The sequence below is a fragment of the Methanosarcina vacuolata Z-761 genome, assembly GCF_000969905.1.
Taxonomy (GTDB): Archaea; Halobacteriota; Methanosarcinia; order Methanosarcinales; family Methanosarcinaceae; genus Methanosarcina; species Methanosarcina vacuolata.
Genome location: NZ_CP009520.1, coordinates 2,698,247 through 2,712,571, shown reverse-complemented (window position 1 = coordinate 2,712,571; position 14,325 = coordinate 2,698,247). Strand labels below are relative to the sequence as shown.

The 14,325-nt window shown below is 41.9% G+C and carries 14 protein-coding genes; 7 read left to right on the top strand and 7 right to left on the bottom strand.

Annotation, left to right across the window (positions count from 1 at the left end):
• From trpD to MSVAZ_RS11200, 5 genes are read left to right on the top strand one after another with little or no spacing between them, the layout of a single operon-like run.
• Positions 1-1,098: an anthranilate phosphoribosyltransferase gene (trpD, locus tag MSVAZ_RS11215; RefSeq protein WP_048123927.1), complete on the top strand. Its 1,098-nt coding sequence runs from the start codon at positions 1-3 to the stop codon at positions 1,096-1,098.
• Positions 1,095-1,811, top strand: a complete 717-nt coding sequence (locus MSVAZ_RS11210; RefSeq protein WP_048121017.1) for a phosphoribosylanthranilate isomerase — start codon at positions 1,095-1,097, stop codon at positions 1,809-1,811. The genes trpD and MSVAZ_RS11210 overlap by 4 nt, the downstream gene beginning before the upstream one ends.
• A complete protein-coding gene (trpE, locus tag MSVAZ_RS11205; protein ID WP_048121015.1) occupies positions 1,798-3,438 on the top strand; it encodes an anthranilate synthase component I in 1,641 nt (546 codons plus the stop codon). Before MSVAZ_RS11210 ends, trpE begins: the two co-directional genes overlap by 14 nt.
• A gap of 33 nt (positions 3,439-3,471) precedes the next feature.
• Positions 3,472-3,609, top strand: coding sequence for a hypothetical protein (locus MSVAZ_RS20380; RefSeq protein WP_156151059.1), 138 nt, complete (start codon positions 3,472-3,474; stop codon positions 3,607-3,609).
• Positions 3,606-4,208 (top strand): aminodeoxychorismate/anthranilate synthase component II, encoded by a 603-nt coding sequence (locus tag MSVAZ_RS11200; protein ID WP_048121013.1) that lies wholly within the window; start codon positions 3,606-3,608, stop codon positions 4,206-4,208. The genes MSVAZ_RS20380 and MSVAZ_RS11200 overlap by 4 nt, the downstream gene beginning before the upstream one ends.
• A 129-nt stretch (positions 4,209-4,337) precedes the next feature.
• Here the strand turns inward: MSVAZ_RS11200 and MSVAZ_RS11195 are convergent, their stop codons facing one another.
• Both MSVAZ_RS11195 and MSVAZ_RS11190 read right to left on the bottom strand, forming a co-directional pair.
• Complete coding sequence (locus MSVAZ_RS11195; protein WP_048121011.1) at positions 4,338-5,090, bottom strand: hypothetical protein; 753 nt, start codon at positions 5,088-5,090, stop codon at positions 4,338-4,340.
• A gap of 886 nt (positions 5,091-5,976) precedes the next feature.
• Positions 5,977-6,171 carry a YwbE family protein gene (locus MSVAZ_RS11190; RefSeq protein ID WP_048121009.1) on the bottom strand — a complete coding sequence of 65 codons (195 nt, stop codon included), beginning with the start codon at positions 6,169-6,171 and terminating at the stop codon, positions 5,977-5,979.
• 58 nt (positions 6,172-6,229) lie between these two features.
• Here MSVAZ_RS11190 and MSVAZ_RS11185 point away from each other — a divergent pair, with 58 nt between their 5' ends.
• Positions 6,230-6,562: a hypothetical protein gene (locus tag MSVAZ_RS11185; RefSeq protein ID WP_232316071.1), complete on the top strand. Its 333-nt coding sequence runs from the start codon at positions 6,230-6,232 to the stop codon at positions 6,560-6,562.
• Between the two features lie 180 nt (positions 6,563-6,742).
• Here the strand turns inward: MSVAZ_RS11185 and MSVAZ_RS11180 are convergent, their stop codons facing one another.
• Together MSVAZ_RS11180 and MSVAZ_RS11175 are read right to left on the bottom strand one after the other, a co-directional pair.
• Complete coding sequence (locus MSVAZ_RS11180) at positions 6,743-7,501, bottom strand: hypothetical protein (protein WP_048121007.1); 759 nt, start codon at positions 7,499-7,501, stop codon at positions 6,743-6,745.
• A 52-nt stretch (positions 7,502-7,553) separates the two neighbouring features.
• Positions 7,554-8,315, bottom strand: a complete 762-nt coding sequence (locus MSVAZ_RS11175) for a DUF488 domain-containing protein (protein WP_232316070.1) — start codon at positions 8,313-8,315, stop codon at positions 7,554-7,556.
• A 637-nt stretch (positions 8,316-8,952) separates the two neighbouring features.
• Between MSVAZ_RS11175 and MSVAZ_RS21575 the strand changes: the two genes are divergently transcribed.
• A complete protein-coding gene (locus tag MSVAZ_RS21575; RefSeq protein ID WP_269746771.1) occupies positions 8,953-9,078 on the top strand; it encodes a hypothetical protein in 126 nt (41 codons plus the stop codon).
• A 254-nt stretch (positions 9,079-9,332) separates the two neighbouring features.
• Here the strand turns inward: MSVAZ_RS21575 and MSVAZ_RS11165 are convergent, their stop codons facing one another.
• From MSVAZ_RS11165 to MSVAZ_RS11155, 3 genes are all read right to left on the bottom strand, one after another.
• Complete coding sequence (locus MSVAZ_RS11165; RefSeq protein ID WP_048121000.1) at positions 9,333-10,136, bottom strand: hypothetical protein; 804 nt, start codon at positions 10,134-10,136, stop codon at positions 9,333-9,335.
• A 315-nt stretch (positions 10,137-10,451) separates the two neighbouring features.
• Complete coding sequence (locus tag MSVAZ_RS11160; protein ID WP_048120999.1) at positions 10,452-12,533, bottom strand: M13 family metallopeptidase; 2,082 nt, start codon at positions 12,531-12,533, stop codon at positions 10,452-10,454.
• A 614-nt stretch (positions 12,534-13,147) separates the two neighbouring features.
• Positions 13,148-14,128, bottom strand: coding sequence for a bile acid:sodium symporter family protein (locus tag MSVAZ_RS11155; protein ID WP_269746770.1), 981 nt, complete (start codon positions 14,126-14,128; stop codon positions 13,148-13,150).
• Between the last annotated feature and the right edge of the window lie 197 nt (positions 14,129-14,325).

Below are 14,325 nucleotides of genomic sequence, written 5' to 3'. Positions count from 1 at the left end.
ATGCAGAGATATATTCAAAAGCTGGAAGAAGGGCACGATCTGAGCCCCGAAGAAGCTGAAGCTGCAATAGATAAAATTCTGAGTACAGCACAGGATGAGGAAATCGGAAGATTTCTGCTTGCTCTGAGGGCAAAGGGTGAAAAGCCCGAAGAAATCGCAGGCTTTGTAAGGGGAATGAAAAAAGCCGGAAACACTATCCGGCCCAAAACATCTTTCAGGCTTGTTGATACCTGTGGGACAGGAGGAGACGGCCTTAATACAATCAATATCTCGACAGCAGCTGCAATTGTTACTGCTGCAGCAGGTGTTCCTGTAGCCAAGCATGGAAATCGGGCTGCCACTTCAATGTCAGGGAGTTCGGATGTGCTTGAAGCCCTGGGAATTAAAATTGACCTGGAGCCCGAAGCTGTCAGGCAAACAATCGAAGAGATAGGAATAGGGTTCATGGCTGCTCCGGTTTTTCACCCGGCTATGAAGAGAGTTGCAGGGGTAAGGAAAAAACTCGGAGTCCGCACGGTTTTCAACATTCTGGGACCCATGACCAACCCGGCAGGTGCTAAAGGGCAGGTGATAGGGGTCTTTGATAAAAAACTCTGTGAACCAATAGCCTGTGCTCTTGCGGAACTCGGGACCGAGCATGCTCTTGTTGTGCACGGAAATGGAATGGATGAGATCACAAACACGGGCGAAACCTATGTTGCGGAGTTAAAAGACGGCAAGGTTTCAACCTATACGCTGACCCCGGAAGATCTTGGCATGTTGCAGGCAAATCCCGAGGATATAAAGGGTGGCACTCCAAAAGAAAATGCAAGAGACCTGCTGTGCATCTTTAAGGGTCAGAAAGGGCCTAAAAGAGACATTGTAGTCCTGAATGCGGCTGCCGCCCTTTATGTAGGCGGGATAGTAGGTTCTATCCGGCAAGCAATTCCTATTGCCGAGGATGCCATTGACAGTGGAAAGGTCATGGTTAAATTCAACCAGTTCAAGACTTTTACTTCGGGGTTTAGACAGAAAAGTAAGGGAAGTCTTTCGGGAAAAAGCATGTCAATGCGCTCAAAAACGCCCATATTAAGCCCGGCCTCGGGAGAGAGGGCATGACAGCGAAAGTGAAAACGAGAATAAAGATCTGTGGGATCCGCAGCCCTGAAGAAATCGAACTCGCAGCCTTTTACGGAGCCGATGCAGTTGGGTTTATTACAGAAGTTCCTGTCGAGAGCCCAAGAAAGCTCGATTCCGATACTGCTGCCTACCTCGTATCCAGAGTCCCTGAAACTATGAGTTCCGTACTGGTTATCATGCCTGAAAACGCGGATACTGCCGTGGGTCTGATTAAAAAAATAAAACCCGATATCGTGCAGATCCACTCCAGGCTGCCCCATCTTGAACTTGAAATAATAAAAGAAAAAACGGACATCCCTATCATAAAAACTCTGTCCGTACCTGCACAGGGAGAAGCTTCAAACGAAGGTTCCGGAAATCCGACTTCTGTCTCAAGCCTGCTTGAAGAGGTCAGTCTTCTGGAAGAAGCCGACATTGTAGATTCCATTCTGCTTGATACGGCAAAGTCCGAAAAGCCCGGAGGCACAGGTTGTGTGCACGACTGGACTCTGAGCCGGCGAATCTTAGAAGAAACGCGGCTTCCCCTTATCCTTGCAGGCGGGCTCAAGCCTGAAAACGTACGGGAAGCAATCAGGGCTGTTTCGCCTTATGCTGTAGACACGGCATCCGGGGTTGAGACCTGCGGGAAAAAAGATGCCGTAAAAATCAAAAGTTTTATTGAAGAAGTGAGGTGTGCCAATGCTTTCCTTTGACCTTGGAAAAGAAGAATTCAAAGAGCTTGCATCAGGAGTAAGCCAGCCAGGCTTTATCCAGCTCCTTGCAAGAATCGATAATGTTACATGTTCTCCTCTTGAACTTTACCGCGCCCTGCGGGCCTCAGGGACCTCAGGTTATTCGTACCTGCTGGAATCAGTGGAAAAACAGGAAACTAAGGCAAGGTACTCTTTTGTTGGAAATGATCCTGATGCCGTAGTTAGGATAAGTGACAGGAAAATTTCCCTTGAACTCCTTAACCCAAATGCGTCTCCTTTTTTTGAAGAAGCTCGGTCGAAAATCAAAGATACCTGTGGGTGTGAAACCATAGAGGAGAATCTGGAGAAAGAAAACTCAGAACTGAGAAACTTAAAATTCACGGCTCCAATTCCTGAGGGAAAAGATGGTTTCGATGCTCTTCGCCTGGTTTTTCCTCCTGGAAATGGGATGGGACTCCTGAACGCAAAACGTTTTGACAGGCAGACTTTCCTGGGCGGGGCCATAGGCTATACGGCTTATGATGCTATTTACGATAGCTGGTTAGGGGTCAAAAAAGGCTTTGAGTCCGAAATTCCGGAACTCCAGTACCTGATGGTTTCGAAAACGTTTGTTTTCGACCATATAACTGAAGAGATATATATCGTAATCACTCCTTTCGTAAATACGGGTTTGGATGCCGGAGAAATCTATGAAGAAGCTCTTCTGGAAGCCGAGAAGCTCTATGCCATACTTAAAGAAGCTGCACTCTCAGGAAACTCGGCAGAAGTTGCAATACCAGGCGGATCAATCTTTCCAGGCTTACCTGTTTCGGACTGCAATGCCGGAAAGCAGAAGTTTGAGGACTCGGTAGTCCAGGCGAAAGAGCATATTTTTGCAGGAGATATCTTTCAGGCAGTCCTTTCCAGAAAATGCGAGTTTACGCTCGAACAGTCGCCTTTTGAACTTTATATGCAGCTTCGGGCAATTAATCCAAGCCCTTACATGTACATTTTTGAGTTCGGAGACCTGGCAATTGTTGGGGCAAGCCCTGAAACTCTGTTGACTGTCCATGAAAGGACTCTAATCACAAACCCGATTGCAGGCACCTGTCCCCGTGGAAAAACCGAAGCCGAAGATGAGGCCTTTGCTGCACACATGATGCATGATGAAAAAGAAAGGGCTGAACATGTGATGCTTGTCGATCTTGGGAGAAACGATGTAAGAATGGTTACGGAAAGCGGCTCAGTGAAGGTATCCGAATTCATGAAAGTCCTGAAGTATTCCCATGTCCAGCATATCGAAAGTAAGGTTATAGGCACTCTGAGACCGGAATGTGACCAGTTCGATGCTTTCAGGGCAATATTTCCGGCAGGAACGCTCTCAGGAGCTCCGAAAATCCGCGCCATGGAAATTATTTCCGAACTTGAAACTTCCCCGCGAGGGATATACGGGGGAGGAGTCGGATATTATAGCTGGAACGGAGACGCCGATTTTGCAATCGTAATTCGGACTATTATTGTACAAGGCAAGAAAGCATCAGTGCAGGCCGGAGCTGGAATAGTAGCTGATTCTGATCCTGGTTATGAATTCAGGGAAACCGAACGTAAGATGGGAGCAATGCTTGCGGCAATCGAAGGAGAAATTTAAAACAATTTGTTAAGTGATTTTGGGGTGAAATTTATGAAAAGAAGTTCAGATAGGGACGTTTTACCGAAAAAAACTCAAGGAAACGGGCTTTTCATGAAAGGGGAGGTTAAAGGAGAGATACGAGGAGAAAATGAACTAAAAATGATAAGTTCAGGAGGTGTTTTCAGATGAAAGTGGTTTTCATAAACAACAAGGATTCCTTTGTATGGAATCTTGTAGATTATATCTCTTATTTCGAAAAAGATACTCTGGTACTTCCAAATACGGTTTCCCTTGAGGAACTCAGGGAGATTAAACCTGATGCTCTGGTTATTTCGCCGGGCCCAGGGAATCCTTCAGACCCCAGGGATATAGGAAATTGCCTGGACATAATCAGGGAAATGGGCAGGGAAATTCCCCTTCTTGGAGTCTGCCTTGGACATCAGGCAATAAATGTGGCTTTCGGCGGAGTCGTCCGAAGAAGCAAGGTCGGCCCGGTGCATGGAAAAAGTTCGAAGATTCTGCATGAGGACTCTGCATTATTTTCAGCCTTTGATGGCCCATTCGAAGCAGGCCGTTATCATTCACTTGAGATTGGGGAGCCTGCGCCCGGGATAAAAGTTACCGCCAGGGCTGAGGACGGGAGCATTATGGCAGTTGAACATGTAAAGTATCCAATCTATGGCCTGCAGTTCCACCCCGAATCCGTGCTTACTCCCAATGGGCTGAAAATAATAGAAAGTTTTCTGGAAATTTCCAAAAATTATAATAAAAAACATCCGGCTGTGTAAGCAGCCAGAAATTTTCCCGGAAATTTTTTCCTGATTACCAGTATCATTTTTCTGATTCTCAGGCTAATTTTTCCTGATTACCAGTATCATTTTTCTGATTCTCAGGCTAATTTTTCCTGATTACCAGGCTCACATTTCCTTTTTGGCAGCCTCAGTTTCAGGCTCCTGCTCCTCTCCTTCTTCCTCTTCCTCAAAGAATTCCTCTTCTGTGAATTCCTCATTGGGCTTTGCCGCATAACCTGCAGGTTGAAGGTTCTGAAGCTCTGAGAATTGACTTACGGTCTGGGCGATAAGCTGTGGGTATTTTTCAATCTGTTCCCTTGTAACAAACCCCGAGGCTTCGGAGTATTCTATAATTTCTTCTCTTGCTTCTTTTGCGTCCTTGGTTAAATCTTCAAGCTGCTGCCGGTTTGCAAGATAAGCCATTTCCTCAATTGACATGGTCGTCCAGAGGGTTACAACTTCCATTTTCTTTTCTACCGCACCCAGTCCTATCATTTTAAGCGTATCGAGTGCAATTTTTGCAGATTCAAGCATCTGGAACTGTACCGCTCCTTTTCCTATTTCCTGTACAGCTTTTGAAAAAGACCACATTGCATTGGAAAAGCCCTTGTCAAGTGCAGCTTCAGAAAGAGAGTTAAGGTCACTAAGAGCCGTGGACGCAACGTTCTCGATCTTTTTCTGGATTGCTTTATTACCAATATTCCGGAGTGAGATCGCGACTCGCTTTAAATCTTTCTCTAAATTTCCTTCGAGCAACTCTTGCCCGAATTCCCGGAGGTACTCAGCATATTGGAGCGCATCATATTCATTCTGTTCTCTTATTGCTCGTTCTCCAGATTCTCCAAGTTCAATAGCCTTTTGTTCGTTCAGTGAGAACATATTAAAACCCCTTTCCAGTAAAATTCGTTAAAAATTATTGGATTTGAAAAATTTAAGTATTTATATAGGTTTACTCAGATATTAGTCTTCCTATAATTTTCAAAATATGTAGGGAACTTTAAGATTACTATTTAAAATTATACTTTATTTATATGTTTACCTGGTAAAAACTGAGATTAAAACTGAAATTTAAACTGAAATTTAAACTGAAATTAAAACTGAGATTAAAATAAAAACTGATCTGAGTTATAGACATAGCTACAAAATAGAAAGAGTTAAATACATTTCATGCATAATATATATCATCTGAGTAAAAAACTCACGCAGGATTTCTGGCATATTTCTCTGCGTGAGTAAGTCAACCTCCGAGGTAGGGGGAAGGGTTCTACTCCTTACCTTCCTCCTATCTGAACAACTATGTTGTATGCTAAATGCAGTCTAAATCTAAATGCCTCTTATAACACTTCATTTTGAAACCTCAAGCACTTATTAAGGAAGCAATAATTTGCTTTAGAGTAAAACTTTAGTAATTTATTTAAAACTTATGGTTTCAAAGAAGTGAGAAACTTTCAAAGAGTACTCGGGACTTATTTCAGCTTTACCGGGAACTCCTCTCTAGAACGCTTTTCTCCCTTAATTCAGCAATTTTTTCACCTGAATAGGACTGTTTATTCTCTTCACATGTTCGCTCAGGAATTTCAATGGTTTCAGTTACGCCCGTATTTTAATCATCCAAATCAGTGGAGTCCAAAGGATATGGAACAATTTCAACCTCAATATTTTCAGATTTTATATCCCCAGAAAAGTCTGCATCAACAAATCACACTGTTATCAATTTTTAAAAAGAGCTATCTTTAATTTATCCCTATAATTTGTCCTGTAGCTTTCAATAAATTTCCTTGACTCTTCCAACCTGGCCATCCGTTAACTGAACTTTTATTCCGTGTGGATGCGTTGAAGAGTTGGTTAAAATTCTTTTTACAATGCCCTGGGTAATTTTTCCGGTCCTCTGGTCTGCTTTTAGGACAATTCCGACATTCATCCCTTCTTTAATGTTTGCTCTGACAGTACCGTTGCTCATGGCAGAAGGTAAGTTCAGGATTATATAAAAGTGTACGTTTGAAAAAGCAACTTTGAATTTGAAAAAGTATAACCTTACTGTTGTATCCTGGTCGTTCTTGTCCCGCTCGCGAAGCGAAGCGGCTTTTCTTAATGACAGACGAACAAAACAAGAAATTGTTCGTCGTGTTGATGCCCTCTTTGCCTTTGCCAACTCAATTGAAGCTAAAGTTACAGCGGCCAGGGAAAAAACGGAAAAACTAAGGCAGTCCATTCTTGCAAAAGCATTTTCCGGTCAACTTGTTGAAACAGAGGCTGCGATTGCAAAAAGAGAAGGCAGGGATTATGAGACGGCGGAGGTTTTGCTTGAGAGGATAAAAGCAGAGAAAGGGATAAAAGATAAGAAAAAATAACAGTGCTGCTTTTTGAAGTTCAGTCTCTTTCTTTTTGCATTAAGGAAAAGGCCGGCTGCCTGGCAGCCGGTGAGAGCATCGGTACCCAATATCAAAAATCATCCGTTCCTGATTTGAATAAGAAAAATGCGTATATGTGGTCCCTAAAGTTACTATTAGAAATGGAAAAAACCTTAACTTTCAAAAATCAAAAAGGTTCTTTTGCTTTTCGTCTTTCTTCTTAAAGTAGAAAATTCCTATAATCATCCAGGTCTTAAAACGGAAATGGGTTCCCAGCACAAAATAGAGGTCTCTTTTCTTCATGTAGTCATAGAATTTGTTTCTAATCTTTTCTTCTATGGATGCCGGATCTATGTCTGTCCGCATGACGTTTCTTGCAAGTTCATTAAGTTCCCAGTCAAGGAGAATGATCTGGTGTCCTTTGCAGGTGGGATCATTTTTGCATCTGAAATGGTATCTTAATTCGACAGGCATTTTGACTTTTTCTCTTTTCTCGACCAGATAATCGCCCATCAAATTGAAATACTGCTGCCGGTCGTATATTTCAGTGCTATTTATTTCGATCTTTATGTCTAAAAGTTCAGGCTTAACTACTCCAAGACTTGCATTTTCTTCTTTTAATTTTTCAATTGAACTCACTTTTGACTTGAGTAAATTTCTTAGCTCTTCGTCCTCAACAGGGGAATGCAGGTTCTTATAGCTGATTTGCTTTCTGCTTTCTCTTCTTTGATCGTTATCCGGTTCCGTCAGGACAACTTCTATCCGGTCTTTCTTCTTAAAACCGATTAACTTTCCCCCATAACTAAATTCAAAAGGATAAACTCTCCTGAATTCTCCTTTCTCATTTATTCCGGCAACACATACAAGATATCCATGCTTTCTACTTTCTTCTGGTGTAGCCCTCACCAGAACTAAGATTTTCTCGGTTTCCTGTTTCAATCAGGAGAAACCTCCAAAAAATATAACAGTAGTTTTACATCTTTTATGTGTTTCAGATATTTAATACTTCCACATTTTCTTTCTGAACTATATTTCTTGCAATAACTCCACGGTGGCACATATTTACATCGGCTTCGAAGCACATTAGAGCTACACGGTGGCTTCGGCCTAATTCCACAATATTATCTAAAAGCTCGGGATTGTTTTTTATTGTTGTTTTTTCGTAGTACTCAAAGAGTTTTTCGTAATCTTTGAGTGTGAGAAGGTCTTTTCTTTTTTCTCCTTCTATACCAAGTTCGGGGATGTGGAGGTATCGAATCTCCGAGTTTTCGAGATAATTTTTAAGGCTATTTTTTGTGAAATCGAATTTCATGCTGAAAGGGTTTTTCCTGACATCAACAAGAACATCTATGGCATTCTGAATTAAGATATTAAGGAAAAGGTCAATATCTCTTCCTTCGTAACCGATAGTGAAAAGGCCAGGATCATATTTTACATTTTTTTGAGGGGGAAGAAGTTTGCTTCTTATGGTATAATCAGGAAATTTTCGATATACGTATTCCATAATTTCTTTTTCTGAGTCGAATTTTCTAACAACCCGATTTATTTTCAATGTTGCTTTCTGGTCAATTCCTTTCAAGGCTACTTTCCCTTTTTCGGTTAATTCAATTTTCTTTTCCTTTTCTATGATATAGCCCTCTTTTTGTAGTGTGGAGATATCTGCATAGCAAACATTGGAAAAAGGTCCGTAATGATGAGGAAAAAAATGATAGAATTTCATTAATTTGTCTATTTTTTCTACGTGGGATGACAAAAAAAGACTCTTCGTTATCATTAACCTGGAAGATAAGTCCCTCTCGTGGAGTCTGTCTATAGTGTAAAGAAGAGCCCTTTGTTTATGATTTAGATTTTTCATTAAATTACCAGATATCTTGCTTGTTTATATTAATAGAATTTTCATTTGATTTTTATATAACTTTTTGAATTCGCAAATTTTTGTAAATTTTGACTAGATGATTTTTTTAATTAATCAATTTATTAAATGTAATTCTGACAGAATTATAGATTTCTACGGTAACATTAAGTTTTAGGTTCAATAAGAATTCACGTAGTTAAAGTATCAATTTCGAAAAGGAGAGAATGAGGAGAGAGCGTTGGTCCTTCGAGATTCTATTTAATCCTGATGCTTGAATAAAGTTATTTTCAGGGGACCAGTGCATCTATTCCAAAGTATGTCCAAAATGAATTTTTTGAAAACCACTGAAAGCACGGAAGACACGGAAATCAGTAGTAAAGGCGTGGTTCTTCCGTGCTTTCCGTGTTTTCCGTGGTTGTATATCCAGATAGAAGCACTATGCGGCAGGCTGCGTTTTCCGTGTTACAAAATTCCATCTGACTTTAAAATAATATTTGCGTCATAAACGGTATTTATTTTCTTATTATGGATATATTTGAGAATCGATATACTAGACACAGAGGCTGAGATTGCAAGAAGAGAAGGCAGGGATTATGAGACGGCGGAGGTTTTGCTTGAGAGGATTAAGAATAAGAGAGGGGAAGGTGAGAATAAACGATAATATTGCTGCTTTTTCGGATTTAATCTTTTTTTTCTTTTTTTCTGAAAGGCCGCCCGCTTCGCGGTCGTTGAGTACTCGGGGGTCCAAAAATCTATACACATCTGCGGTTCAAAAACTCAAAATTAAATGTTTTTCTAAACGCTGGTTGCCAGAGTTTCTAAGATCTCAAAAATACAGCCAGCAATTTTATGCTCAGAATCATGTTCATAATCATTTACTTGTAGAGACAAGGCTGAAATTGCAAATTTCTGAGATTACACTTTATGAAAAATTCGGGATACTATATAACCATAAACTATGGAATCACCGAGAATTTCGAATATGTGGTATGGAGCGACCTGGCTGAATGCATTTGCCTGTGTGAGACTTGAAAGGAGCGGTATGAAGGCGCCGGGAATAAATAGTAGAGTTGCAGCAACTTTGAAATTAAGGTTCTTCTGCTTTTTCAGGCTGGCAAAAACTGCTGCAAGGACAATGGCATATATTGCACCTCTCACTAGCTCAAGCGGGAACATAAGTGAGAAAGAGGGGACTGAAAGGCCGTTTTGAGGGTTTGTGTATATGGGGATCACGAAAGGTGATATGATGAGACCGAATGTTAGGTACACCGGAAAATAGACAAGGGATGCGGCTATAATACGCAGTACATAATGTTCATTTGCTCTCACGTGTTCACGGATGGCATTTCTCAGAGTCATGTTGCCTTCAGGTTTCAGAATATAGATTGCAAGAGACGTTTGGATTAAAGTGGTCAATAACGAAACTGTGATGGCGGCTACCAGAGTAAAAGTTGTATTGAATACATCTGTGAAGAAGTATGCCTCAATGAAGTTGTTAAGGCTCGCGACAACAAACAGCGTAATGCATGTCAGAAAGTACGTGTCCCTTTTCCTGAGGTTGAGCTCAGGCATAAACCATGTAAAGTAAAATGCGAGAATTATTGAACTTAATATAGCAATCGTGAGTGTTTCCCTATTAATATTGCCTTTTGTAATTAAGTGCTGAATACAGGCTATGGCCGCAAAAGCAATCGATAGGATTATGACTTTTTTGTCCATGATCTGCTCTTCTTCCCGATACTACTTTAATTACTTTCTGGTGCATCGATTCTAGACTACATCCATAAACCCAAACTTCAAAATCCGTCTACGATGAACAAATTCCTCACAATTCTCACAAAATAATGGATTTATGTGGGAATCGTAGCACTATAACTGAACGGGGTGGCCTATCTTTTGCCGGGCCCCCACAGGTTCACTGCATAACTTCAAAGCAGAGTAGAGCTGCCCGACAGGTACTATCGTTCAGGGTTCATGACTTTTCATAGGTGCTGTATTTCGCTTTCAGGAACGAAACGGCTTCCAGCGATAATTTTACCATATCACCGGCCTCTCACTTTCTGGTCTGTAGAGTTTATCCGAGTGCTTTACGCTCGGGAACGCCCTGTAAAACTCAGGCACGTTGAAAACCACTCCATTGACCCTGAACCTGGCTGGTGAATGGGTATCAGTCAGTGCTAACGTCCTAAGTGATTCGTTTGTGTCCGATTCTCTCCATACCTGGGTGAAGCTTAAAAAGAACCTCTGGTCTCCAGTGAATCCATCAATCATTTCCGGATCCTCTTTCGATGAGAGCTTATAAGCGTGATAGGCCACGGTCAATCCGCCAAAATCTGCTACGTTTTCAGGCAGGGTCAGGTCCCCATTGACGTACAGGCCAGGCAAAACCTCGAATCTGTTATATTCGTCCACCAGAACCTCCGTGCTTTTGTTGAAGTTATTGGCATCTTCTGGTGTCCACCAATCCGTCAAATTTCCACTTGCATCGAACTTTCTTCCCTGGCTGTCGAAATGGTGAGTCATCTCGTGTCCTATAATAGCACCTATGGCACCGTAATTAACAGCGTCATCAGCATCCTTATTGAAGAAAGGAGGCTGAAGAATGCCTGCCGGGAAGACTATAATTATTTTATTGTAGTCCGCATAGGCGTTAGTCTCCTGGGGATTCATCTCCCACAGCTTGCGATTTACAGGCTGGCCTATTCTATCCAGACCACTGGGACCGTGATAGAACTTGAATTTAGAAGCCCTGAGCACATTCATGGCATATGAATCGTTTTTAACTTCAAGCTCCGAATAGTTCAGCCATTCATCCGGGTAGCCGACCTGTACATCCAGAACTTCAAGCTTTTTGAGGGCTTCTTTTTTGGTTTCAGGTTCCATCCATATCAGGTTTTGAATTCTCTCTCCAAAGGCCGTTTTCAGGTTGAATACTATATCCTGCATCCTGGCCCTGGAACCTGGGTCAAAATATCTATCCACATAGATGCGGCCTACGGCCTCGCCCATAGCCTCATTTTCCGCTTCAATAACTCTCTTCCAGCGGGGCTTCATCTCCTGCTGGCCATTGAGTTTTCGTCCATAAAAATCAAAGTGCTCCTCCTCTACTTCGGGGCTCAGGTAAGGAGACGTACCTAAAATCAGCTTCCAGCGCAGGAAAGTCTTCCAATCGGCTATGCTCTCGTCCTGAAGGGCGCTGCTTAGCTCTTTAAAAAAAGAAGGATTTCTGACGTTGACCTCGGTTACATCCGGATAACCCAGAGAGCTAAAAAGGCAGGACCAGTTAATGCCTGGTGCAAAGGCCTGAAGCTCCTCAATGCTCATCTTGTTATACGTTTTGACCTCATCGTGGTCTTCAACATTGGTAAAGGATGCATTGGCCAGCCTGGTCTCTATCCTCATCACAGTCCTGGCATTATTTTCAGCAACCTCTGGACTATCGCCGAGGAAGGCAAACATCCTGGTAACATGAGTCAAATACTGTTCTCTGATTTTAATAGATTCATTGTCCTGTCTGAAATAGAAATCTCTATCCGGAAGGCCTAGCCCTCCCTGAGTAAGGGTAGCAATCATGATCTTGCTGTTCTTCTTGTCAGGTGCAGCATATATTGAAAAGAAAGGATCCAGGCCGTACTCCATCATTTGCGTCGAAACGGTCTGGAGGTCGGAAGCACTGGAGATATTGTCTATCATCTTCAGCTCGCCTTTGATTGGGTCAAGATGCTGCTTTTCCAGAGTGGCATTATCCATTCCCATATTGTAGAACTCGCCGATCTTCTGCTCGAGGCTTCCATCAGGAGCTGAGGTATTGCTGGCTGCACTCTCCAAAATTCCTTTGACACGGTCATAAGTCCTGTCCTCTACTATTGCAAACGCTCCGTATCGGGACTTATCCGGAGGTACTGGGTGGTTTTTGATCCAGTCTCCCTCAGCATATTCATAGAAGTCGTCTCCAGGTTTTACTGAGAGATTCATACTTTCGGGGTCGAAAGCTTTTTCCTTTTCTGAAGTGCTCATGTTACTCCTCAAGGTTTCAGAAGAACCAAAAGCCACAAGGGTTAAAGTGTTAACCAGTACAATGCCAAAAGCGAACAGACCTATTACTCCCTTCTTCATGTCCCCTCAACTCCTATATTTAAACTTTGTAAAACTCTTTAATCTTGCAGTATCGGATACATAAGTATAGGATACATATTGGAGTACAAAATCACACAGAATAGACGTTATGATTAAGTTAACTACAAAATTCTGTTTAGATACTGCTTTTTAACTGTAATCTTGCCATACTACAAGCTGTCCACAAGTCCTATTGCTCCCGTTATAGAACATAATTATTCCCATAATTATTTTAAACTACTGATACTAAAACTAACCCTAGTCCTAAAGCTGGTGATTTTTAATCCTACGTCCAACTGGCTTGCAACTGAATAGGAAACAAAAAGTCAACTTATTTCCAAAATTTTGAAACTTTTCCATATTTAGTGGCCTGGAAGGCTGAAAACATAATTTCAGGATAAAACAGGAATATAAAATTGTTAAATATGATAAATTGGCAGAGAAAAATAAAGGAAAAAAATGAAAGAGAAAAAAGAAATTCAGAAGAAGAAAATAAACCATGAAAATAGATAAAAATGAGATAATTAAATGAATACAGGAAAAATCCGGTGATCTCTATAGATTTTCCAGATTTTTCCTGCTTTCCAACATCTTTTTTGTGAAATCTCCAGATTTCACCCCAATTTCTTACTATGGATGCCCTTTTTGGAAGGCACCTTACTTTCATCAGGAACGGATACACTATGTTTTGACCAGTGTCCTGCAAGGAAAGCTCCGGACAGGTTGTGCCAGATACTAAATATCGCACCCGGAAGCGCGGCTGTTGCTGTGAAATGTTTTATCGCAAGAGCGACGCTCAGGCCGGAATTCTGCATCCCGACCTCGATTGCAATAGTCCTTGCTTCGGTCTCGCTGAACCCCAGGGCCTTTGAAACCCCATAACCGCCTGCAAGGCCAAGCCCATTATGCAGGATCACTGCAAGCAGTACCAGCGGGCCGCTCTTTCCAAGGTTCGCACTGTTTGTCCCTATAATCACCGCGATGATAATTACTATGGCTGCGGCTGAGATTGCCGGAAAGACATCCTTCACTGCGTTTATCTTTTTTTCAAAGAAGTAGTTGATTGCAAGCCCGAGCACAACAGGCACGATTACTACCTTTACAACGCTCACAAGCATACCCATGACATCGACTTCCACGGTCTGACCTATAAGAACCCAGGTAAGGAAAGGTGTTGCTAGAAAAGCGAGAAGGGTAGAAACCGAAGTAAGCACTATTGAAAGAGCCACATCGGCTTTTGCCAGATAAGAGATCACATTCGAAGCCGTACCGCCAGGACAGCAGCCCAGCAGGATCACGCCCGCAGCCAGATCAGGTGGAAGCTTTAGAACCAGGCAAACTATCCAGGCTGCAAGTGGCATAACTGTGTACTGCATCAAGGTGCCCAGGATGACTGCTGAAGGTCTCTTCAATACTGCAAGGAAGCTGTCCACCGAGAGGGTGATTCCCATCCCAAGCATAATAAAGCTTAGAAAAGGTACGATAAGTCCCTGATGGGGAGCAAAGTACTCAGGATAAACATATGCAACGGCCGATAAGAGAACCGCCCAGAGGGGAAACAGAGACGTAAATTTTTGAAGTATTTTTTGATACACTATCTCACCAGATTTGCAGGATGGAGATGCATTCCTGAAGCATAAGCATTAGAGGTTAGTTAAGTAAGTTCAATAAAATAAACTCGTACAAATAATATGTTATTATGTTATAAACAGCACATTATGCACACACACTTAATTTGTTAGAAATATCTTGTGTTGAAAAGCCTCGTTTTAAAAAGTACCTCGTTTTAAAA